This window comes from Enterococcus sp. DIV1368b, assembly GCF_050529595.1.
GTDB lineage: Bacteria > Bacillota > Bacilli > Lactobacillales > Enterococcaceae > Enterococcus_B > Enterococcus_B mundtii.
In genome coordinates, this window is sequence record NZ_CP172883.1 from 468,959 (window position 1) to 493,252 (window position 24,294).

The 24,294-nt window shown below is 38.0% G+C and carries 19 protein-coding genes; 14 read left to right on the forward strand and 5 right to left on the reverse strand.

All coding sequences use genetic code 11. The features are described 5' to 3' along the window. Window positions 1-67 precede the first annotated feature (67 nt). The 6 genes from IGJ19_RS02220 to IGJ19_RS02245 all read left to right on the forward strand — a co-directional run bounded on the left by IGJ19_RS02220 (window position 68) and on the right by IGJ19_RS02245 (window position 4,998). Complete coding sequence (locus tag IGJ19_RS02220; protein WP_086335418.1) at window positions 68-559, forward strand: DUF5348 domain-containing protein; 492 nt, start codon at window positions 68-70, stop codon at window positions 557-559. Between the two features lie 25 nt (window positions 560-584). Then, a complete protein-coding gene (locus tag IGJ19_RS02225; protein ID WP_430604358.1) occupies window positions 585-1,454 on the forward strand; it encodes an SPFH domain-containing protein in 870 nt (289 codons plus the stop codon). 213 nt (window positions 1,455-1,667) lie between these two features. Next, window positions 1,668-2,045: a YxeA family protein gene (locus IGJ19_RS02230; protein ID WP_019722992.1), complete on the forward strand. Its 378-nt coding sequence runs from the start codon at window positions 1,668-1,670 to the stop codon at window positions 2,043-2,045. Continuing rightward, entirely contained in the window at window positions 2,038-2,790 is a 753-nt protein-coding gene (locus IGJ19_RS02235) for an ABC transporter ATP-binding protein (protein ID WP_062805716.1), read from the forward strand. Before IGJ19_RS02230 ends, IGJ19_RS02235 begins: the two co-directional genes overlap by 8 nt. Before the next feature lie 14 nt (window positions 2,791-2,804). After that, window positions 2,805-4,619 (forward strand): FtsX-like permease family protein, encoded by a 1,815-nt coding sequence (locus tag IGJ19_RS02240; protein WP_086335419.1) that lies wholly within the window; start codon window positions 2,805-2,807, stop codon window positions 4,617-4,619. 208 nt (window positions 4,620-4,827) lie between these two features. Further along, on the forward strand, window positions 4,828-4,998 hold the full coding sequence (locus tag IGJ19_RS02245) for a DUF2087 domain-containing protein (RefSeq protein WP_330932461.1): 171 nt from the start codon (window positions 4,828-4,830) through the stop codon (window positions 4,996-4,998). Between the two features lie 70 nt (window positions 4,999-5,068). Here the strand turns inward: IGJ19_RS02245 and IGJ19_RS02250 are convergent, their stop codons facing one another. Continuing rightward, complete coding sequence (locus tag IGJ19_RS02250; RefSeq protein ID WP_430604359.1) at window positions 5,069-5,836, reverse strand: MurR/RpiR family transcriptional regulator; 768 nt, start codon at window positions 5,834-5,836, stop codon at window positions 5,069-5,071. A 658-nt stretch (window positions 5,837-6,494) separates the two neighbouring features. Between IGJ19_RS02250 and IGJ19_RS02255 the strand changes: the two genes are divergently transcribed. The 4 genes from IGJ19_RS02255 (at window position 6,495) to IGJ19_RS02270 (ending at window position 10,943) form a co-directional block, all read left to right on the forward strand. Continuing rightward, window positions 6,495-8,084: an alpha-glucoside-specific PTS transporter subunit IIBC gene (locus IGJ19_RS02255; RefSeq protein WP_430604360.1), complete on the forward strand. Its 1,590-nt coding sequence runs from the start codon at window positions 6,495-6,497 to the stop codon at window positions 8,082-8,084. A gap of 13 nt (window positions 8,085-8,097) precedes the next feature. Next, window positions 8,098-9,429 carry a 6-phospho-alpha-glucosidase gene (locus IGJ19_RS02260; RefSeq protein WP_430604361.1) on the forward strand — a complete coding sequence of 444 codons (1,332 nt, stop codon included), beginning with the start codon at window positions 8,098-8,100 and terminating at the stop codon, window positions 9,427-9,429. Window positions 9,430-9,497: 68 nt separating this feature from the next. Further along, on the forward strand, window positions 9,498-10,649 hold the full coding sequence (locus tag IGJ19_RS02265) for an MFS transporter (RefSeq protein ID WP_430604362.1): 1,152 nt from the start codon (window positions 9,498-9,500) through the stop codon (window positions 10,647-10,649). A gap of 96 nt (window positions 10,650-10,745) precedes the next feature. Next, window positions 10,746-10,943, forward strand: a complete 198-nt coding sequence (locus IGJ19_RS02270) for an AbrB/MazE/SpoVT family DNA-binding domain-containing protein (protein ID WP_237558887.1) — start codon at window positions 10,746-10,748, stop codon at window positions 10,941-10,943. A gap of 539 nt (window positions 10,944-11,482) precedes the next feature. Here the strand turns inward: IGJ19_RS02270 and IGJ19_RS02275 are convergent. Together IGJ19_RS02275 and rbsR are read right to left on the reverse strand one after the other, a co-directional pair. Continuing rightward, a complete protein-coding gene (locus IGJ19_RS02275) occupies window positions 11,483-13,618 on the reverse strand; it encodes a glucosaminidase domain-containing protein (protein ID WP_074800364.1) in 2,136 nt (711 codons plus the stop codon). Between the two features lie 401 nt (window positions 13,619-14,019). Then, entirely contained in the window at window positions 14,020-15,048 is a 1,029-nt protein-coding gene (gene rbsR / locus IGJ19_RS02280; RefSeq protein ID WP_086335423.1) for a ribose utilization transcriptional repressor RbsR, read from the reverse strand. A 436-nt stretch (window positions 15,049-15,484) separates the two neighbouring features. On the opposite strand from rbsR, the gene IGJ19_RS02285 reads away from it, so the two are divergent. Genes IGJ19_RS02285 through IGJ19_RS02295 form a run of 3 tightly spaced genes read left to right on the forward strand, consistent with a single transcriptional unit; the run spans window position 15,485 to window position 19,226 of the window. Beyond that, window positions 15,485-16,186: an ABC transporter ATP-binding protein gene (locus IGJ19_RS02285; protein WP_010736355.1), complete on the forward strand. Its 702-nt coding sequence runs from the start codon at window positions 15,485-15,487 to the stop codon at window positions 16,184-16,186. 11 nt (window positions 16,187-16,197) lie between these two features. Then, window positions 16,198-18,909, forward strand: coding sequence for an FtsX-like permease family protein (locus IGJ19_RS02290; protein WP_430604363.1), 2,712 nt, complete (start codon window positions 16,198-16,200; stop codon window positions 18,907-18,909). Window positions 18,910-18,926: 17 nt separating this feature from the next. Next, window positions 18,927-19,226, forward strand: a complete 300-nt coding sequence (locus IGJ19_RS02295) for an antibiotic biosynthesis monooxygenase family protein (RefSeq protein ID WP_019723356.1) — start codon at window positions 18,927-18,929, stop codon at window positions 19,224-19,226. A gap of 157 nt (window positions 19,227-19,383) precedes the next feature. Here the strand turns inward: IGJ19_RS02295 and IGJ19_RS02300 are convergent, their stop codons facing one another. Beyond that, window positions 19,384-20,478 (reverse strand): AI-2E family transporter, encoded by a 1,095-nt coding sequence (locus tag IGJ19_RS02300; protein ID WP_019723357.1) that lies wholly within the window; start codon window positions 20,476-20,478, stop codon window positions 19,384-19,386. 354 nt (window positions 20,479-20,832) lie between these two features. On the opposite strand from IGJ19_RS02300, the gene treC reads away from it, so the two are divergent. Beyond that, on the forward strand, window positions 20,833-22,464 hold the full coding sequence (gene treC / locus IGJ19_RS02305) for an alpha,alpha-phosphotrehalase (protein WP_430604364.1): 1,632 nt from the start codon (window positions 20,833-20,835) through the stop codon (window positions 22,462-22,464). A gap of 166 nt (window positions 22,465-22,630) precedes the next feature. Here treC and IGJ19_RS02310 read toward each other — a convergent pair whose 3' ends face one another. Further along, a complete protein-coding gene (locus IGJ19_RS02310) occupies window positions 22,631-23,812 on the reverse strand; it encodes an AI-2E family transporter (protein WP_108173381.1) in 1,182 nt (393 codons plus the stop codon). Window positions 23,813-24,294 lie beyond the last annotated feature (482 nt).

The following is a 24,294-nucleotide window of genomic DNA, read 5'->3' on the forward strand; positions in this document are numbered from 1 at the left end:
TCAATAATATAGTAGAATAAGGAAAGGGAAAAACGTACATATATGGGGAAACTAGGGTGAATATTGAATGAAAACAGAGGAAATCAAGCGAGAAGAATTGAAAAATGAATTAGGGAAATTGCATCATTTTTTAACAGAACTGAGTACCAAGTATTATGATACAGACAAAGAAAGAGTGACGATCCAATATCCAAATAATTCCGAAGGACGACAACTTGAACAAGTGTACAACGAAATGTTCAAACATCTATTGAAAGTGAAAAAAGAATTAGATTATTATTCACTGCCAATCATCGATACGGGTATTTTAAAATACGATCAAGCAAGTGAGCGATTTGTCTTCAAATCGGTTCGTGAGAATCTTGAATTATCCGCTGGTATGGACTTAGAGATCTTAGTGGAAGACTATTTTACTGAAACAAAACAGTGGGTCCGTACACGATTAGAATATTTGCCAGAAGCATCAGGTGGCGTACACGAAAACGGTTGGTATATCACGGAAGACAAAGAATTGGAATTAGAAGGAGCCATGGCAAGGATTCGCAAAAAAACAGAATAGAACCAAAAAAATTAGGAGTGAGTAAATGAAAGAAAAAAAGGCATTCACTATCAATGGCTATACAGGGCTGTTTATTATTCTTCTAATGTTTGTCGTAGGACTCTTATTATTTTTCATAGGGGTTGCTCGATTTTCAGTTGGCTTTTCAATTGCTGGGATTTTCTTATGGGTGATTGTTTTCTTAGCAATCAGTGGACTGACAGTAGTCAGCCCCAATCAAGCAAAAGTAATCGTCTTTTTTGGTGAATACAAGGGGACGATTCGTGAGAGCGGGTTTTTCTTAACGATTCCGTTTGCACAAAAAATCAACTTGTCTTTAAAAGTTCGGAACTTCAATAGTTCGCTGTTGAAGGTCAATGACTTAGATGGAAATCCAATCGAGATTTCCGCTGTCGTCGTTTTTAAGGTAGTAGATACAGCCAAGGCGCTTTTTGATGTAGCAAACTATCATCAATTTGTTGAAATCCAAAGTGAAACCGCCATTCGTCACATTGCCAGTCAATATCCATATGACACATTCAACGAGGATGATCTTACTTTACGTGGAAATACCACTGCGATTTCAGATGAATTGGCAAAAGAATTACAAGAACGTTTATCGGTGGCGGGGGTCGAAGTTTTAGAGACAAGATTGAATCACCTGGCTTATGCAACAGAAATTGCTAGTGCGATGTTGCAACGACAACAAGCCAAGGCCATTTTATCCGCCCGTCAAACCATCGTTGAAGGCGCAGTGACGATGACACAAATGGCTCTGGAACAAATCGAAGCAGGTCAGGATATCACCTTTACCGATGATCGAAAGGTCCAATTGATTAATAATCTACTTGTATCGATCATTACTGATAAAGGCACGCAACCAGTGATCAATACTGGCAATAATAAAGAAAAATAGCTAAATGAGGAAAGCATCCGTCAGTGGAATGCTTTCTCCAATGAATATCGGTTTGAATCAATAAAAAAAGAATTTGGAGTGGCTCACACTTCCAGATTCTTTTTTTTATGGGACATATGACAATAATGAAAGAGTTTTGATAGTAAAAAGAAAGGAATTTTCACGGATACTTGACTATACTTAATTTATCAGAACAGGAAAGAAGGAGTCACAATGAAAAAATTATTGATTGGGTTGGGAGCATTTATCATCATCGCTTTTGGTGGCTACCGTTTAGCAGATCATTTGATCATGGGTGGTGAAAGCTACTATGTTCAAATCACAACGGATGGTGAGAAACAGGTGGATCACGCTGACGGTGGACAAGAAATCATCAGTTATCGTTATGAACTACCTGGGTTTAATAAAGAAGGTAAAGAAAAAACAATGGACTTCAATGGTTTTCAAGAGCGACCATTAAGAAAAGATGCATTTTTGAAAGTGACTTGGAATAAAAATAAAGGCGTGACGTCTTATGAGGAAGTACAGGCAAAAGACATTCCATCAGCAGCACAAGAAAAATTAAGTAAAGGAACGGTCAATAATGGATAAAATCGTAGAAATCAAGAACGTAACAAAAGTTTACGGAAAAAGTAATGAGAAACAGACACAAGCATTGAACGGTATCAGTTTTAGTGTGGAAAAAGGCGAATTCATTGGTATCATGGGGGCTTCTGGATCAGGTAAATCAACCTTATTGAATATCTTATCAACATTAGATAAACCAACAAGTGGCACGATCCATATCAACCAAGCAGATGTCACGAAGTTGAAAGGAAATCAGTTAGCCGATTTTCGAGCAAAAGAAATCGGCTTTATCTTCCAAGATTTCAATCTTTTAGAGAACTTGACTGCACAAGAAAATATTGCAGTTCCGCTTTCTTTACAAGGCGTGAAACCAAAAGATATCAAGAAAAAAGTCAATGCGGTGGCTGAACGCTTATCAATCAGTCACATTTTAGACAGCTACCCCGCAAAAATCTCCGGTGGACAAAAACAACGGGTAGCAGCTGCGCGTGCATTGGTGACTCAACCAACGATTCTTCTAGGTGATGAACCGACAGGCGCACTGGATTCAAAAAGTGCGAAAGATCTTTTAGATACGATGGAGGAGCTAAACACGAAAGATAATGTCTCCATTTTATTGGTGACACATGATGCTTTTTCAGCAAGTTACTGTCAACGAATCTTATTTATTAAAGATGGCGTGATCCATCAGGAAGTTAAACGCGGAGAACAAAGCCGTTCAGACTTTTATCGTCAAATATTAACGATTCTAGGTAATCTAGAACAGTAAGGGGGAAACTGAACATGCTTTGGAAATTATCACTTACTGGGATCAAGAGTCGGTTAAGAGACTATATTGTTCTATTTTCAGGTTTAGTCATGGCTTCAGCCATCTTTTATATGTTCGAGTCAATGGCAAGCAACACCGATTTTTTGAACAATAATTCCACTTTAGCGATGACAGTCTTCATCTTTCGCTTTGGGTCGGTATTATTGGGGATCATCACATTCGTCTATATTCTTTATGCCAACTCATTTTTGATGACGATGCGACAAAAAGATTATGCGATGTTTATGATGTTAGGAGCGAAAGGGCGAAAAATTGCCCAAATGATTTTCTCTGAGACCTTGATAGTAGGAACTGTTGCTACATTGGTTGGTTCAGCGCTAGGTATTGGTTTAACAAGCGTCGTCCATCGACTATTAGTTGCCCAGTTAAATATTAAAATCACACATTTTACACCGTTCAATATGAATGGATTATTGATTACTTTGCTGTTTTTCATTGTACTATTCTTATTAGCAGCGTTTGTCAATGCATTCTCGATTGTCAAAAAACCAATTTTGACTTTACTACGTGCGGATCAAACACCTGCGCAGATGAAACAACACAAATTCTTGTTTTTCCTTGAAGTAGTTTTAGGCATCATTTTTATTGGCGTCGGTTACTATATGATGGCAAATATCGGAACCTATCAGTTGATGGCAATCGCCGTCGCGTTAGTTACAATCGTTTTAGGAACGTACTTTATTTTCCATTCGGTCATCATTTTCTTCCTTAAACTATTGAAGAAAACAGAAAATCTTTCGATGAAAAAACTGAACAACTTTACGTTATCACAGTTAAGCTTCCGTATTCGTGAATACACGCAAATGCTTTCAATGGTTGCAATGTTACTCGCATTAGCTTTAGGTGCATTAACAGTCGGTCTAGGCTTTAAAAACCAGATCACTCAGTTGACGAATGAAGTATCAAATTATGATCTAGTATTGAATCAATCAGAATTGATCGATCAATCTAAAGTGGAGAAACTTTCACCAACGATCAACGCGGTCTATCAACAAAAAGAAGACGAAAAAACAGTGTACTATAACTATAGTGAGTTTGAACAAAATCCATTTTTGATCATGGAAAATCAAACACCTAACACTGGGGAAAGAAACGTCAAAACGAAAAAAGTAACCGCAGAAGAATTAGCGACAAACTTAAACTATCAAGATGAGTTACGCTATTACGAATTGCCAGAACAACGAGAAAAAGAAATCAAATTACTGCCAGCAGAAGAATTTGCTCAATTAAATCTTCCACAAACAAGTATGCAACTGATCCAAGCAAAAGATTTTCATGAGAATATTGAACTAATTGGTGATCTGGTAGCAGAAAACAATAAAAATAATGAATCATTAAAAGATGGAATGTTTAGTTTCACGCAAAAATATGATGCGTATCAAATGATCAACGGCATGTTCTCTGGCTTTGAATTCATGGGCTTCTTCTTAGGGATCGCCTTCTTGACAATGTTAGCAAGTTGCTTGATGTTCAAAATCCTTTCAGGTAGCAAGAGTGATGTCGTTCGTTATGAGATGCTCGGTAAGATCGGTGCTCGTCAAGCATTGTTAAAACAATCGATTCGTCGAGAAATCGGTATTCTCTTCTTAGCACCAGGGATTCTAGGAGCCATCCATGTATTATTTGGACTTCAAATGTTTACTGTTTTGATGGATGATCCATATCACAACTTATGGATACCATTTACAATATTCTTTGTTCTCTACTTTATCTACTATGTTGTAACTACTTGGCTGTATACAGGCATCGTTTTGAACAAAAAAGAATAAGTTTAGATTGATAAAGAGCGAGAAGATGGTTCGTAGAAAAACCTCCTTCTCGCTTTTTCTGTTGCCTTCGATAAAATTTGCTTGAAGCATGATCAAATAGAGAAAAGACCACTGGATACGATGGAAGGAGATCGGTTATGAGTGAACTGCTAGTTTTTTCAAAGACGGATAACTGCAACAAATCCCTAGAAAATAAAAAAATACACGCTTGCTTTTTGATCATCTTTATTCGAAGTTTGAATTTGATAAAGATTACTTAGAGAGTGAGATCAACACAATTTTAAAAAGTATTTACTCTGATCATGCCATATTACGGCGCTACCTCGTCGATTATCGTTACCTTGATCGAGAAAAAGACGGTTCGATCAAAAGGCAGTGAGAGAGACAGAATCAAATAAATAAAAACGCATCTCTTTAAAAGCCAAAGTGGCACGAAAGAGATGCGTTTTTTAGGAACTTTTATTTGTTTGTTTTTGCCAAGCATCATATTTCAACAAAAAATATTCGATCACGAAAAAAAGTGTTGAAGTTGTTTCAAAAGGTGTAAGGATATCTTCTTGATCTTGTACTTCTGGATTCAAGAAGAAAATCGTTTCATCACAAAGTTTTGAGACAGTTGAGTTCCTAAGTTTTGTGATACCAATTGTCTGGATTTTTCGTTGTTTCAGTTGCTTCGCTAATTTGACGACTTCAGGAGACTCACCATTTAGCGTGATCAACAGGACTAAGTCTTCTGGCTGAATGATTTGGTAAAACTGCTTGTTGATGGAAACGGCACCGAAGTCATAGAGTATCAATCCGTTGTGTACGAAAAGCAATTTCATATAACTCGAAACTAGCGTTTGTATGTCACCTGATCCATAGATAAAAATCCGATTCGCATTTGCCATCATTGTACATAGATCGGTGAAATCTTTTTTCTTGAGATTTTCAATTGTTTGGATATGATTTTCCAAGATTTCTCCTTCAAGTTCAGATAGAGGAACATTTTCCTGTGTAAGTTCATTTTTTAGATGATATTTGAATTCTGAGAAACCATCAAATCCTAGTTTTTGGCAAAAACGCATGATTGTTGTGCGCGAAACGTTGCATTGTTTCGCCAGTTCGTTAATAGACATTGTTAAAGAATTTTTTTTGTGATTTGTGATATAGGACCAGATAAGAAAATCATTTTCAGTCAACCTTGACTGAAACGTCGTAATTCGGTCTTGTAACATCTCTTTTCATCATTGCCAAAAATCTATAAATCGTTAGAATTAACCATAAAAGTTTTCAGAGCCATGTTTCTACAACGCTTGTTTGGTCATTTGTAAATATGGATCTGACGAATAGTGGTTATTTTTTTGATGTAGCGATTGAATGTTCGATTCTAATTTATAGATATTACAGGTTTTGACAAATCAGTTTCCCCCTTTTTTCATTTGATATTTTTGAGAGAGTTCACGCTGTAATCGACGTAGACGTTTCTCAATTTTGTTTGTTTTATTGCTATTTTCATAGACCTTGTAAGGTGATACAACTGCTAAATCTTTGTTACCTAACTCAATAACCAATTCTTCATTAGCCAATTTTTGGTTGGTAGACTGTCTTCAATCACCCTTTGGTTTACCTGGAGGATTTTCCAATTGCGTGTGTCCTTATTGTTCTCACCTCACTAATAAGATACGTCTTCATGTACCGTTTATTTGATTAACTACTACCAGGCCTCTTGTTTTATTCGCGAAGATAGGATGTGATGATTCACAAATTTTGTGACAAAAACCTTTTTCCTGTGAGGAGTTTTTAAATCATCTTAAAGTGTTTCAGGAATCCATTTTAATAGTAAACTAAGAATCAGTAAAGCGCTTACTAAAAAATATGAAGGACTAAAAAACTATGATGAAAAAAATTCAAAGATTTGGTGGAGCAATGTTAGCACCTGTCATGCTATTTTCTTTTTTCGGTATCGTTATTGGTTTTTCTTTACTTCTTTCCAATCAAACGATCATGGGAGATATTGCTGCGCCTGATACACTCTGGTATAAGTTCTGGAATGTTGTAGCAGCCGGTGGCTGGACCCCATTTTTTCAATTACCGCTTTTATTTGTGGTCGGATTACCAATCAGTTTAGCTAAAAAATATGCGGCTCGAGCAACGATGGAAGCATTAGTGATCTATATTGCTTTCAATTATTTCGTCAATGCAATTTTAACGTTATGGCCAAATTCTTTCGCTGTGGATCTATCTCAAGGAACAGCCGTTGGTTCTGGGTTAACATCGATTGCTGGAATCATTACTTTAGATACGGGCATGATCGGAGCATTGTTGATTTCAGGTGTCGTGGTTTATTTGCATAATCGCTTTTATGAAAAAGAATTACCAGAGATGTTGACGATTTTTAGTGGTTCTGTTTTCGTTACGATGATCGCTTTTTTTGTCATGATTCCTCTAGCACTTTTGATGTGTGTCATATGGCCAATCATCCAAGAAGGAATGAGAAGCATGCAAGGATTTTTTATCCATTCGGGGAATTTTGGTGTATTCATCTATCAATTTTTACAGAAAATCCTTATTCCAACTGGCTTACATCATTTCGTGTACGCGCCATTTGCTTATGATAGTGCGGTGGTTGAAGGAGGGATGGCTGCTTATTGGGCATCCAATATTGGCGAATTCCAAACAAGTGCGCTTTCGCTTAAAGAACTTTATCCTTTTGGTGGTTTTTCTTTATCGGGCATGTCAAAAGTATTTGGAACTGCTGGCTTAAGCTTAGCCATTATTCAAGCCGCTCATCCAGAGAAAAAGAAGAAGGTCATTGCATTGATCGCCCCAGCTGCATTAACTGCGATTTTGACGGGAATCACCGAACCTATTGAGTTTACGTTCTTATTTGTTGCTCCAGCTTTATGGGGTGTCCATGCGCTATTAGATGCGTCCATTGCTACGGTTTCTTACGCTTTTGGCGTCGTTGGGGATTTTGGTGGTGGATTGATCAATTGGTTAGGACTAAATTGGTTGCCTCTTTGGAATTTTCATGGGTCAACCTACCTCACCCAAATCATGATCGGACTTACATTTACTGCGATCTGGTTCTTAGTATTTACCTTCATGATCAAAAAATTCAATTTAAAAACTCCAGGACGTGAAGAGGATGTATCAGAGATACAACTTTATTCAAAAGCTGATTACGAAAACAAAAAGAAGACACAACAAGATGAACAAGAGAAAAACCTACCTAAACATGCTAGACAAGCACAAGCCTATCTAGTGTTAGTAGGTGGAAAAGAGAATGTACTGGATGTGACGAATTGTGCCACACGGTTACGACTTACCGTGAAAGATACAAGTAAAGTAGCCAATCCTATTGATTTTCAGGAAGCTGGAGCCGCAGGACTTGTCAATCCAGGCAATGGTGGTATCCAAATCATTGTTGGGTTAACTGTACCAAGGGTGAGAGAATCATTTGAAGAATTGATCGCAAAATAAGAGGAGGATAATTATGAATAAGAAAAAAAGTTCAATCTTGATCGCAGGTGGAGGGAGTACATATACACCTTCATTAGTGATGATGTTAATAGAAGACCGAGAACGATTTCCAGTCAGAAAAATCAAATTTTATGATAATGATGAACAAAGGCAAGCTGCTATAGCAAAAGCATGCGCGATCATCCTCGCAGAACGAGCGCCAGAAATCGAATTTGACTATTCAACAGATCCCAAAGAGGCTTTTACAGATGTTGATATCGTTATGGCACAACTCAGAGTCGGAAAATATGCCATGAGGGAACAAGATGAAAAAATTCCATTTAAGCACAATGTTGTAGGTCAAGAAACATGCGGACCAGGGGGACTTTCTTATGGGTTGCGCTCGATCGGGCCAGTCTTAGAACTAGTCGACTATATGGAAAAGTATTCACCAGATGCTTGGTTATTGAATTATTCTAATCCAGCAGCAGTGGTCGCAGAAGCAACAAGAAGGTTTCGCCCCAATTCAAAAATCATCAATATTTGTGACATGCCCGTTTGTTTAGAAGATATCATGGCTCGAGTGATTGGGCTACGGGATCGTAAAGAGTTTGAAACGTCTTATTTTGGCTTGAATCACTTTGGGTGGTGGACAAGCATCAAAGACCATGACGGCAATGACTTACTACCAAAAATAAGTGCCCATGTAAAAAAATATGGCTATACAGAACAAACACAACAAGGCCAACACAAAGAAACAAGCTGGTTGGAAACCATGCTAGCAGCCAAAGAGTTACATGAAATCGAGCCGACCTTTTTATCTAATACGTATTTAAAATATTATTTGATGGCTGATGAAACGGTTGCTCATGCCGATAAACAGTATACAAGAGCGAATGAAATCATTGATGGACGGGAGAAAATCGTTTTTGAAGAATGCCAGCGGATTATTAATAACCAAACAGCCAAAGACACGCTTTTTGTCTCTAATGAGCATGCCTCATTTATTACAGATCTAGCTTGTGCGTTGACATTCAATACGAAAGAGCGCATGATCCTGATCGTTGAGAATAATGGTGCCATCTCTAATTTCAGTCACGATGCGATGGTCGAATTGCCTTGTATCGTAGGGAAAGACGGTTATGAAGTACTATCGATTGGTGAAATCCCTACTTTTCAAAAAGGTTTGATGGAACAGCAAATTGCATCTGAGAAGTTAGCAGTCGATGCTTGGGAACAAAAATCATATCAAAAATTATGGCAAGCCTTCATCATGAACAAAACGGTACCTAGTGCAAAAGTAGCGAAGGAGATCCTCGATGAAATGATCGAAGTCAATGCTCCTTATTGGCCGGAGCTTCACTAGGTATCACTTATAAAAATGAAAGGGGTCGGCTGGAGGAGATCCTTCAGCCGATCATTTTGAAAGTAGATATGGCAGTAAAGAACAAATTTCAACTCGTCTATTTGTTTCAGTATGCGTTGATGGCTATTTTGATGACGCAGATCGTACCGTTTTTGACCGAACAAGGCTATGATGCAGTCCAGAGAGGCTGGTTTTTGGCTTCTTACAGTGTGACCACGATGATCTTCCAAATCTTTATTGGCTATTATTCTGACCGAAGTAAGGAGATAAAAAAAGTTTCCATGGTAGTTTCTGTACTATTCGTATGCTTTGCGATCACTTTTTATTTGCTAGGAAAAGATATCTGGCTGATTCATCTGATCGTACTGGCTATTGCAGGAGGGCTATCCAATACAGGAGCAACCGTCCTAGATAATTGGGTGTTGTCAGAGTCAGAGATGCGAAACAACCTTGCGTCGATCAAAGCAATAGGTTCTTTAGGTTGGAGTGTGATGAGTGTATGTATTCCGGTATTCATTTTTAATAATAATTATCAGTGGCTGATGGTTCCCTTTCTCTTTTTTCTAATTAGTTATTTGTGCATCTCAAAAACATTGCCCAAAACATCTCACGATAAAAATGACCATAAAGAACAAAAAAACAAGGAATTTAATCTTTCGGATATGTATCAACTGTGTAAGAATGGGGAGTTCTTATGTTATACGTTGCTGTTTTTCCTTTTATATTTAACGATCGTCGCCAATAATACGATCGTGATTGACAAATTACTCTTAATGGATAGTGGAAATACGTTCGTAGGATTAAAGTGGGCGATTCAAGCTTTCTGTGAAATTCCAGCGTATCTTTTATTGAATCATTCGGTAACAAAATGGAAAAATGAGCGATTGCTTTTTATTTCTGGTTTTTCTTTGGTTTTGCAATTTTTGATTTATGCAACTTCACGAACGCCGCTAGTATTGCTTGCTGCCAGTTTCTTGCAGTTTTTCACTGTACCAGCTTTTACTATCGGTAGTCGAATGATCATCAGTGAGATTACCCCTAAAAATGTTTTTTCCTCCGGACAACTTCTGTCTATAAGTGTTTATATGGGGCTTTCTTCCTTTGTTTCTCCATTACTAGGCGGTGTCTTGGCCCAACAGTTATCATTGAACCAAGCACTTTACTTTTTTAGTCTGCTACCGATCTTCGCTTTTATTTGTTATTACTTTTACAACATGTAACAAAGAAATAAATGAGAAATCTGAACAGAGGCGTACAAGAAAGGTGAGGGGATTCCTTACTTTTTTTGTATAATCAAATAAAGGAGAGGAATACTTATGGATAAAAAAGTGCAAGTCTCAGCTAAAATGACGTCCAAAAGTCAAATTACTGTCCCTAAGAGTGTGTGTCAAAAATTAAGCTTGAAAGAGCATCAGAAAGTTATTTTTGAATTCACGTCCGAAGATGAACTTAAAGTGACTAGTGAAAAAAAATTCTGGCTGATGAAGACTTTTGGAACAATGAGTTGGTTGTGATGGAAGAACATGCGAGTGATAATACAGAAATCGTTGATTTTGGAGAGGATGTAGGCGAGGAGAAAATCGAATGATAAAACAAGGGGATATTATTTTTATAGATTTGGTTCCAACAAAAGAGAACGAACTAGCAAAAAAATGACCGTGTGTCATCATTAGCAATGACAACTATAACAAGATTTCAATACCGTTTTAGTCATGCCAATCAGTAGTTCAACAAAATATTTACAGGAAAAATATCAACGCTCAGGTGCATTTCAAACAATTTCTGATACAGCGATGAATACAATCAAAGGAACGATATTATGTCAATATAGCCGAAGCATCGATTGATCTCAACGCAGTAATCTTCAAGTGGTTGATCAAATTGATCCTCAAACAAAAGAAAGGTTATCAGAAATTGCCAAATATTTTTTCTAACCAATAATGCAACTATCCAGCGCCTATTTAGGTGGAGTAAGATACATAAAAAGAACCAGAACACAGAAGTATTCCATCCACTTCTGAGTTTTGGTTCTTTGATGTGGTGTCCATTTTTGTTATCTCAAAAATTGTTTCATCCGAAAGACACGATCAAGGTTCAAGCGACTAGCAAGTGGCTGATCGGTTTCTCTGACTGTAACAGAAAGTTTCTGTGGGATCTCTCTCACTGAAAAATGATGCCATAGGTCCCAGAAAGAAGCAAATCTTAATTCTGATAGATATAGAAGTGAAGGGTTTCTTTGATTGAACAACGAAATGGTCATTCTAGATGAAGTAGACGAAGAATTTCGCCAACGAGTAGGAACGACAAAGGAATCCATTCGTTCATTTGTTTCAGAATCCTGTGTTTCTTGTTCTTTTGGTTCGTCGTATTGCGTCAAGTCATACGCTTCAATGATCGCATTCAATTTTCTAGAATATTGTCGATCAGTTGCATAGCGCCCTTCTAGATATTTCGTTGCTTCTCGGTAATCTTTGGTCTCAGATTTCCATGTTGGTTTGTAAAAATCAGCATTATGAGATAAGCCGTTTTTGATCAAATCTGCGTAGTCTTCTAAGCTTTCTTTGTAAGAAGGATATTTACGAAATGCTGCACGGATTTGATAGTTTTGCCCAGCTGCTGTTTGTTCTAAGGTATTGAAGGAAATACTACTCCCTTTATAAGCGCCCTTGATCCCAAAAAGATTATAGTTAGGTGAACGAGAAAGCAAGCTGTTACCAGAACCACTTTCTAGGATAGCTTGTGCCATCATAACAGAAGCATAAATATTTTCTTCTTGTCCGATTTCTCGAGCATCTTCAGCGATTTTTGCAACAAACTGATCTGTTGTTTGGTTTTGTGCGAAATGGAATGAATCGTTGATTCCATCTAAAATCGGTGAGCTGGCTAATGAATTTGTCGCTCGTGGTAAACCAGCTATATTGACACGTAAGGCAAAGTCGGGTCTGTAATCCTTGATAGAAGTGATCCGCACATGGTCACCCGGCTGAGGGGCATGGATGTAATTCCCATTACCAATATAAATACCTACATGATGGGTAGTACCAGAAGCAGGGCCCCAAAAGACTAAATCGCCCGGTTGAGCATTCTCGACAGGGATTTGTGTACCAGCATATTGTTGTTCCCCTGTCCAACCTCCAATTGAATGGCCAGTTACTTTTTTATAGATGTAATAAGTCAAACCAGAACAATCGAAAGTCGTAGGACCTTTGGCACCCCAGACATATGGTTTTCCCAGCTGGCGATACGCTTCTTTTACAAGTGCTTGTTGGATGCTCGTTGTGTTTGCTGGTAAAATTGCTTCGATCGGTGTTTTTACAACAAAATCAGATGATTCTGAAGCTGGGTTTTCAATTCGATCGGGCGTCTGAGGCCGATTAGTGTTTGTTGTCTGGTTTGAAGATGAGCCATTATTGTTTGTTGATCCTGTAGAACCACTTGTATTCCCATTATTATTTGAAGAACTTGGTGGTCGTGAAGGATTTGTCGTATTGCCTGTAGTTGAATTTCCGTTGTTGTTGCCATTATTTCCCGAATTGCCAGTGTTGCCATTATTGCCACCATCCGGAATATCTGGAGTAACTGGCGTTGGCTCTGAGGAATCCGTCGTTTCTTCTTCTGGAGAGGTTGGTTCAGAAGGGGAAGTTGACGACTCAAACTTTGCGGAGATCGTTAAATCAGTCACGCCGACTGTAAAAATTTGTTTAGTATAGTCGATTTCTTGCGCACCTTCGATTTTGACAGAAACTAATTGTTCATTCGTTTCAGGTGTGATCATATATGTAACTTTGGTTCCTTCTTTTAAATCTTTGATTTTGCCAGACTTAGAAATCTCTAGGAAATCTTCTTCTGTGTACTCTCTTGTTTTGATCTCAGATTCTTCTTTCTCTTCATCAACGATCTTCAATTTGATTTTTTCACGTAAATTCCGAGCAATCGATAGCGTCCGAGTGGCTGTTTCAGTAGATTCTTCTGTGGATTCCTCCGTGTTGTCTGAAGAATCAGGCGAAGAACTTGATAAGGTTGAATCATTTGTACTTGAATCGGTCGTAAACGACGGACTCTCTGCAACGATCGTGCTTTCGGATGTCTGTGTTTGCCTGATTGTAGCAAACGCAGGCTGTGTAGATAACAAAGTTGGAGCAATCAGCCAAGATGCTGCAAATAGGCGTATTGCTGTTTTTTTCTTCATAACGAAATACTCCTTTTCTTTTTCCACAGTTGTACTAATAAAGTTACATCTGTTCTGTCAGTTGCTTGATTTCGTGAATACATTCAATCAAGATTCACGAATAAAAAACAAATAAACATTGGACAAAAGCATTAAGTAGCCATTTATTTCGTTTGAACATTCATTGGTTGATGTACCCTATTTCATTTGTGGGGGCACAAATTTTGGGGGAAATGAGTACACTTACTATAAGTTTACCAAAGATTTATCAATTCTTCAAAACATTTCGTTAAATAACGAACGTAAAAAAAAGGCCTAACTGATGGCTTTTCATGTAAGAAATAAAAATATAAAATAACGTATTATTTTAAAAACCAATGATAACAGGTTCAGTCATCATTGGTTCGCAACAAATATTCGTCTTATTGATGGTCAGAGGGATCGATCGATTGAGTCGAGGTACGTTGGATCAACTCTACGGGCAATAAAAGTTCTTCCCATGATTTATCAGGGTGTTGGATGCGTTCTAAGAGTAAACGCGCAGTCGCTTTACCTAACTCTAAAATAGGTTGAGCAATGGTCGTTAATTTAGGCTTCATGTATTCACACATATCAATATTATCATAGCCGATGATGCTATAATCTTCGGGAATGATTTTATCATGCTCCGCTAATCCGCGATATACACCAAAAGCTAGTTCGTCATTTAATGCGAAGATCGCTGTAGTAGCAGAAGAAAGTAAATCAGGGACGATTTCATAGCCCCCTTTTTTTGAAAAGTGAGTAGGGAACCAATGAATCTGTTTCTCAGAATGATCCACATGTTTACACGCTGCTAAGAAACCATCTATCCGATTTTGGACATTTTGCGGTGTCTGTTGTGGATAGACTAAAGCAATTTCCTGATGCCCTAAACCTAGTAGATGCTCACCGGCTAAGTACCCACCTTGATAATCATCTGTTAAGACCGCATCACTAGAACCTTCTGCTTTTTTCTGATCTAATACGATAAATGGCTTTCCTTGTTTCTTCAAAGAAACTTGGAGGGCTTTCGTTGAGACAGCCGAAGAGGCAATAATAAACCCGTCGACACCACGTTGCGTCAACTCAAGTAAATAATCCGTTTCTTTTTGATGATCAAAATCTGCATTGCATAGAATCGTGACAAAATTTTGTTGGTAAAGATAGTCTTCTATCCCTTGCATCAATGTATTGAAAAAAGGGTTGGTGATATCAGGGACAAGAACACCGATTGTTTTTGTTTTCTTTGTGATCATTTGACGTGCAATGTAATCAGGTTGGTAACCTAATTCGTCTCTTGCTCTTACTACTTTTTTGACCGTATCTGGATGGAATTTTGCTTCATTGCCATTCAAGATCAATGAGACAGTTGCGATGGATACGCCTGAATGTTTCGCAACGTCTTTGATCGTCACTTTTTTCTTTGCCATTGCTATACTCCTATCTCTTTCTTAGTGTCATTTTCCCATGAATACGTAAAGAAGTAAATGATGATTCTGTGATATTATTCACCTTGCACACCCTAGAAGCGAATAACCGGTGTTCCAGAAGTAAAACTTCAATAATAAGCCAAAAAAATCAAAAAATGAAAAAGCCATTTTAGCTTTTCCTCTCTTATTACTCAGTGCTAATCGCTTCTCTCACGACCTCTTGTAAACGGTGTTCAAGGCACAACACTTCGGACATAAGACAAAAAATAAAAAATGAAAGAACCATTTTCTATTTTTCTTTCTTATGCCTCTGTGCTGAACGTACCTTTCACGACCTCTTTTGAAAAGGTTTTTTTCACAACCTTTCATTTCAGTGTTAAAATAGAAGAGATTTACCAAATAGACAAATAAACGGGAGAATGAAGGTGGAAGTTTTATGAAATATGTAGAAGTAAAAAATGAATTTAAGCGTTACCAGATGGGCGAAACAACGATTACAGCGAATGACGATATTTCATTCTCCATTGAAAAAGGAGAATTAGTGATCATCCTTGGCCCTAGTGGAGCAGGGAAATCAACGGTATTGAATATTTTAGGTGGGATGGATACACCGGATGAGGGACAGATCATTATTGATGAAACAGATATTGCTCAATTCAATGACAAACAATTAACGGCTTATCGCCGGACAGATGTTGGCTTTGTTTTTCAATTTTATAATCTTGTTCCTAACTTAACCGCAAAAGAAAATGTTGAATTGGCAACAGAAGTTTCGCCAAATGCGTTAGATCCTGTAGAAGTTTTGACACAAGTTGGTCTTGCGCACCGGTTGAATAATTTCCCATCACAATTATCAGGGGGCGAACAACAACGTGTGTCGATTGCACGAGCGCTTGCGAAAAACCCAAAATTATTACTTTGTGATGAACCAACTGGCGCATTGGATTTTGAAACAGGAAAACAAGTATTGAAATTGTTGCAAAATGCTAGCCGTGAACATGGCAACACCGTTTTGATCATTACACATAACTCGGCTTTAGCGCCAATCGCTGATCGAGTGATCCATATCAACGATGCAAAAGTCCGTGCAGTCGAATTAAATGAACAGCCTTCATCTATCGATGAACTTGTTTGGTAAGGAGGTTTGCCATGAAAAATAGAACTTACCTCAAAGCAGGATTTCGTGAAATACGCCAATCAAAAGGACGCTTTATCGCGATCATTTTGATCATTTTACTCGGCACGCTCCTATATGTAGGCGTCAAGACAGCGGGTCCTGTGATGCAAAAAACGATGGATGAATATGTCAGGGCAGGTAAACTCTCTGATCTACAGATCGTTTCGACAGCAGGATTGACGAAAGAAGATGTTGCAGAAGCAGAGAAACTCTCAGATGTAACCGTTGAAACGGGTAAACAGCTATATTACGCGAATGCCAATAAAAATGAAGTTGTCCAAGTGTTCTCCTATGCACCTGATATGAAACAAAATCAGTTGACGGTGATCGACGGTCGCTTGCCGCAATCGGATGATGAACTTGTACTAGATGAGAAGGCAAAAAATCAAGGTTACAGCATCGGTGACACTTATACGATTGAATCAGATGACTTGAAAGAGACGGCGTACAAGATTACAGGATTTGTTCGTTCCCCGTTATTCATCAATAATTTAGAACGAGGGTTTGCAAATGTAGGGAATGGGAGTATTGATTACTTTGCCTATGTTCCCCAAGATAATTTTAAAACAGATATCCAATCCGTTTTATATCTTGACTTTGCAAATGTCGACGATTTAAATACGTACAGTGAAGAATACCAAGAAGAGATGGAAAAAAACATCGAAAAGCTGGAAGCGTTGTTTGAAGAGCGACCGCAGCAACGTTTAGAACAGTTGAAGCAAGAGGGCAAGGATGCTTTAGCCCCTGCAAAACAAGAAATCACAGACGGAAAATCACAAGTGGCTGATGCGAAAAGTCAATTAGAGGCAGCGAGAACACAGATTGATCAACAACGTCAAGTCTTGGAGCAGTTACCTGAACCGCAGCGAACACCGGCATTGAGTGCTTTAGCGGAACAAGAAAGTCAATTATCAGAACAAGAAGCACAATTGACAACAAAAGAAGCGGAGCTAACAGAGGCCGAAGCGTCTATTGCGGAGAATGAAGAAAAAATCAATGAATTAGCCAAGCCAACTTATCTTTTCCAAGAGCGATCGGAAAATGTCGGCTTCCAGGAATTTGGCGATCTAGCTGAACGCATCGCAGCCATCGCAAATGTCTTTCCAGTCTTTTTCTTCTTTATTGCAGCATTGATCACTTTTACCACGATGACACGGATGGTAGAAGAAAACAGACGAGAAATCGGTACATTGAAAGCTTTAGGATACAGTAAATTGGAGATTGCCAAAAAATATGCCATTTATGCTTGTCTCGCTTCAGGTATCGGAATCATTTTAGGAACGATATTAGGAACCAATCTTTTGCCTCGGATCATTTTCGAGCTTTCAAACGAACGTTATGATATTGGCAGTGCGGTGATTTTCTATGATTGGCCACCAATCATCCAAGCAGCTATTGCGTTCTTCATTGCTGCTTTTGGTGCAGCGATGTTAGTTCTATTCAAAGATCTACGCGAACGACCAGCTGCTTTGTTACAGCCTAAAGCACCGAAACCAGGGAAAAGAATTCTTTTAGAATACATTACTCCTCTTTGGTCACGTTTAAGCTTCAACCAAAAAATCAGTTATCGTAATCTTTTCCGTTATAAATCACGGATGTTCATGGCAATCATCGGAATTGCTGGTTGTGCAGGATTGATGGTTGCAGGAGTTGGACTAAAGGATTCGCTTAGCTCGGTTTCTGCCAAACAGTTTGGACCAATCATTGATTATCAAGCGATCGTAACGACCAATCAAACTGATGAAACGAGTCAAAAAGAAATCAATGACGCAATGGATGATCAAGTGAAGATCACTGATCGTTTAGCGGTTGATTCGCAGACGATTGAACTACGTAAAAAAGGTCAAGCATCACAAAGTTTGACATTGATGGTACCAGAAAATGAACAAGCATTAGAAACATTTATCCATTTGAAAACAACGGACGATCAATCGGTAGAACTACCAGACCAAGGACTTGCGATCACACGCAAAGCGGCCGAATTATTCGATTTATCCGTCGGTGATACGGTGGAAATGTATGATGACGATCAACAAAAATTACATGGAACGGTGGCAGTCATTTTGCAAAATTATTTGGGTAATTTTGTCTATATGAGTCCAACATATTATGAAGAGATTTCTGGACAGCCAATGACAACCAATGCGTATCTACTCAAAACAGAAAAGATGTCGAAAGAAGAAGAGGATACACTCTCAGAAGAATTATTGAAAACGGGGGCGGTTACTAATACCTCTTTTATTTCGACACAGATCAAGAACCAAGAAGAATCTCTTTCAAATTTAGATGCAGTGGTCATCATTTTCGTCGTTCTATCTGGTTTATTGGCGTTTATCGTTTTATACAATTTAACGAATATCAATATCTCTGAACGAGTACGTGAACTTTCTACAATCAAAGTATTAGGCTTTTTTGATAAAGAAGTCACGATGTACATCGTTCGAGAAAATATCATCTTTACTTTATTAGGGATTTTTGGAGGATTTGGGATCGGTTATGTGCTGACCGACTTTATCTTACGCCAAGCTTCAATGGAATCAGTGATTTTCCCGTTAGTTATTACCTGGGTTGCTTATACACTATCCGCTGCTTTGACGATTCTATTCACGGTGATCGTGATGATCGTCACTCATTTCAAATTGAAGCATATTGATATGATCGATGCATTGAAATCAAATGAATAACGAGTGGGGGGACTAAGATGAGTATTACTGTGAATATCCTATATAGCGGTAAAGAAGGCAATGCAAAGGCATTTGCCCAAGAAATGACAGAGCGAGGAATCGTCGAACGCATTCGTGCGCAAGAAGGAAATGAACGTTATGAGTATTTTATTCCTTTAGAAGATGCTGAATCGATCTTATTGGTAGATCGCTGGACAGATCAAGAAGCAATCGATCGTCACCACAAATCAGAGATGATGGTGGAGATTGCTGAATTACGAAAAAAATATCAGTTGAAGATGAAGGTCCAACGTTTCATCGATGAACCAACAGAATAGATCAATCGATAGTTCTGATCCGTTTATTGCTTATTCTTGAAAAAGAAGATCGCAATAAACGGTTTTTTTGTTGAAAGATAGAGGAGAATAGATAAAGAGAGCCTCGGGGCAAAGCCAAAAAAGGATAAACGGTAAATTTCCCCGTTTATCCCTAGGATTATTCAGTTGGATGAGTTGAATTAGCTGTATCAGTAGTGTTCTTAAAGCGAATAAAGCTACGGATCATCTCCCGAATGATCGTATACGTCGGCAATACGAGGATCATTCCTAATAAGCCAAACAAGTTCCCAGCGACAAGTAAAAGAAAAACAGTCGCAATTGGATGGATATGAATCATCTTATTCATCACTAGAGGAGACACCAAGTAAGATTCCCCAAATTGAATCAAGGTGATGAAAGCTACTAAGAGTAAGGCTGTTTTCACGTCTTGACTTAATGCGTACAGTAAAGCCGGTGCAGCACCAATAAACGGACCAAAATAAGGAATGATATCCATCAATCCACAAATCAAGGCAAGTAATAACGCATTTGGCAAGCCTAATACTTTAAAAACAAGATAACTCCCCACACCTACATACGTACAGACTAAAAGCTTGCCACTAATATAGGTCGAAGCTGCTAAATGGAAATCATGGCACCAATCTCTGACTAACTGATGGAATTTCTTAGGCGTGTAGCGTGTCAATATAGCTGGAATCCTGTCGCCATCTTTGAACATATAAATCAGTAAGAGTGGAATCGTAAAGAGAATGATCGCAGAGCGCGAAACGATTTCGAATACATTGACTAAACTTGAAGTGGCACCTGAAACAAATTGTAAAACAAAACGTGTCAATTGGTTCAATTCCAGTGTATCAATAAATGGGAGCAAGCGTTCTTCTAATAAGGAACCATCTAGATTCTCTGCCAAAACATAAAGAATTTGAGGAACCTGACCGATAAATTTACTGATTTCCAAAATGATGATCGGTAAAATCACTTGTACGGTCAAATACACAGTTAACAAAATCAGTAGCATCATCAGTGTGACCGCAAGCGTTCTTGATTTTATATATTTGAGGAGTTGATTGTATATTGGAAGAAAAATATAAAATACGAAAACTGAAATCAAGATTGGCAAGAAGATACTTGCCATGATCGCTTCGAGTGGCCTGAAAATAAAAGTGATCTTAGAAAAAATAAAAATAGTGATTCCTGTCAAGCTAAGTAAAACAAGTGTTGCAAATAATTTGGAACGTTTTAAAAAAGTCATAGTAGAGATCCTCCGCTTTTTGGCTTTTTATCGTTTAGGGTATGTATGAAAAAAGCATGTTACTTGAAGACTGTTCAATCGATTTTAGATGCTACAAGCTGATTTATATCACGACCCTATACTTAAATATAACATAACTAAAAGAATTTATTTTCTTGAAAAAGGAATTTGTAAAAAAATAAATAGTTAAATGAATTGAGCGCGGCGTGAATGATCGATTTAACGTAAAATATTTGCTGGAAAAATGATGGTACACATTTCCTAGCGTCATTGATTTACAAACGCTTACGTTTCATATATAATTGGATTATCAACTTGTATATATAAGTTAAAAACAGCTGGAGGTACAGGCTTATGGCGTTTACAGAAAAAGTGATTTATCAGATTTATCCCAAGTCATATCGTGACACGAATGGTGATGGGATTGGTGATTTACCAGGAGTCAAAGAAAAATTGCCTTATTTAAATGAATTGGGCATTGATATGATTTGGTTGAACCCCTTTTACCCAAGCCCGCAAAAAGACAATGGGTATGATATCTCTGATTATCAAGCAATCGATCCATTATTCGGTACGATGGCTGATTTTGAAGAGCTAGTCGCTGAAGCAAAAAAATATCAGATCGACATCATGCTAGATATGGTATTGAACCATGTCTCTATTGAACATGAATGGTTCCAAAAAGCATTAGCTGGAGACAAGTATTATCAAGATTTCTTTATTTTAAGAGATGAACCAACAGATTGGGTATCAAAATTCGGTGGGAACGCTTGGGCGCCCTTCGGCGAAACAGGGAAGTACTATTTACATTTGTATGATAAAACGCAAGCTGATTTGAATTGGCGTAATGAAGCAGTCCAACAAGAATTATTCAAAGTTGTTCGTTTTTGGATGGATAAAGGTGTCAAAGGGTTCCGTTTTGATGTAATCAACGTGATCGGAAAAGACGAGGAACTAAAAAACAACGCGGAAAATGAAGGGAAAGCCGAGTACACAGATAAACCAATTACTCATACGTATTTACAACGCTTAAATAAAGAAACGTTTGGCCAAGACCCTGAAATCATAACGGTAGGGGAAATGAGTTCAACGACTATCGAAAACTGTCTTTTATATACGTCACCTGAACGAAATGAATTGTCAATGGTATTTAATTTCCACCATTTGAAAGTCGATTATGAAAATGGCAATAAATGGACAACTCCGCCATTTGACTTTGAAGAGTTAAAGCGTTTGTTCCATACTTGGGGAGAAGAAATGAGCGCAGGAAATGGCTGGAATGCACTATTTTTGAATAACCATGACCAACCACGTGCCTTAAATCGTTTTGTCGATGTTGAACAGTACCGTAAACAAGGGGCAGAGATGTTGGCCACGATGATCCATTTAAATCGAGGCACTCCGTATATCTATATGGGGGAAGAAATTGGCATGATCGATCCTGACTTCGATTCGATTTCTGACTATCGGGACATTGAAAGCTTAAATGCATATAAACTTTTACAAGAACAAGGATTCACACCAGAAGAAGCCTTTCGACGAATTAAAGCAAAGTCACGAGATAACTCACGCACACCGATGCAGTGGACAGATGAACCACAAGCTGGCTTCACATCAGGGACACCATGGTTACCTTTAGCATCGAAGCACGAAACAATCAATGTAGCAACTGAGCAAAAGCAAGAACAGTCGATTTTTGCCTATTACCAAAGACTGATCCAACTAAGAAAAACATATCCAGTGATTGCTAATGGTGATTACAAAGCCTTTGTACCTGAGCATCCACAAGTCTATGGCTATCTTAGACAAACCGATGATCAAAAATTATTAGTTCTGACCAATTTTTACGCGAAAGAAACGTCGGTGGAATTACCGGAAGAATTTGTAGGCGCGGAAGTATTGATCAGTAACTACCCAACGACAGTTGAAAAAGAAATGAAGTTACAGCCTTATCAAGCAGTCGCACTATTAGTCCAAGAAAAGTAGAGACTGTGACAAACGAATAGTTTTAAAAATAAGCAGCAAAAGCATGAATAGCTTTTGCTGCTTATTTATGGAGGAGTTGCATCTCTCTGAAATGTTGCTCTTTGAATACCGTATAGTTTTTTTAAGGATAGGAGTGGACGAATGTCTTACTCCTATCCTTTTTTAGTTACTTAAAGTAATCCTTCTCTGAAAAATCAGCTTTTTGATAAACCCCTTGATCCCCATAAAACTTGTTATAACGCTGTTTGAATTTTCTAAAGAGAAAAACAACGAGTAGTTTGATCAGCGTATAGATCGGGATACCAAAAATGACACCCATGATTCCTAGAAGATCTCCCATGACTAATAAGACAATCAAAATCGTGATGGGGTGGATCTGTAACCGATCACCCATCACACGAGGGACCACAAGATCTCCGTGAAGCAACTGGACAACGAACCAGACGATCACAAATTTTACAGCCATGAACGTCGAATCTTGAAAAGCAATGAACAGTCCAGGAAAGAAAGCGATGAATGGACCAATATAAGGAATAATACATAATAAACCAGCAGCGATAGCCAGAATACTTGCAAATTCTAAGCCAATCAATAAGAAAGTTACCCAGTAAACGGCACCTAGAATGAAAGAAGCGATAATTTGTCCTTTTAAGAAAGCACCTAATTGTTGGTTCGCAATTTTAGTCAATGTCCGAAAATCTGTGCGAAATTTTGGTGGAACGATACCTAAGACCGATTGATAAAAATTGTGCGGATCTTTTAAAAGGAAAAAGGCAATGATTGGACCAGTAAATAAAGTGATAAAGGTCGTTGTGACCGCTGAGAATAGATTTCCTAGACTTTCAGCACCGCTCTCCCAATAGTTACCGATAAATGAAGTAAAGTTATCGGTGAAATCATCAATCGATGCAAAGAATTGATTGAACGAATCAGAAAATGGTGTCTGTGCTAAAAAGTCCTTCAACGTTTGTTGAAAATCTTGGAATAGGTCAGGCAGTTGTTGAATCAAAGTGGTTGCTTGCTGTTCTAAAAAAGGAAATAGCCAGACACCTCCTAAGCCAATCAGCAATAAAATAATAACAAAAACTAAAATGACTGACAGATTACGTGAGAGTTTCTTGCTGAGACGTTTGATCAAAGGTTCTAATAAATAATATAAGACCAAAGCAAAAAGGACTGGTGGTAAAGTCGTGATGAAAATGACAACCAGTGGTTTGAATATAAAAGCAATCTTTTGGAAAAAGTAAACGACCAACGCGATCATCACGAGTAATCCTAGAACGTAATACGAAGTTTTCCCTCCTAAAAAACGAATCAGTCGGGAAGATTCTTTCGGTTTTTTTTCCACGATAGTTCTCCTTTCTCTTGAAATAAGTAGTTGGATTTTTGGGTTATGCCGTTCTCATTGATCAGCTACTGAAACCGAATGAATACTTTTTCAATAGCTAGCCAGACCATGAAAAATATAAAGAGCTATTTTCTCAAGTTCTGCCTTACTACTTGGAGCTGAACATCTTTCTCACAACCTGATAAACGGTGTTCAAGAAGCTGACCTTCAACATTAAGCTAAAAAATCAAAAAATATGGAAAGCTATTTTCTGATTTTCCATCTTACTGCTCAGGTCAGAGCGCTTCTTTCACAACCTATGATAAACGGTGTTCAAGAAGCAACACTTCAATAATAAGCCAAGAAAATCCAAAATGAAAAAGCCATTTTTGATTTTCCTGTCTTATTACTCAGTGCTGACCGCTTCTTTCACAAGCTTGTCCTACTCCAAGTTATTATAATCTGAAACGGGTATAAAAAGAAAATGATACAGTTGAAAAATC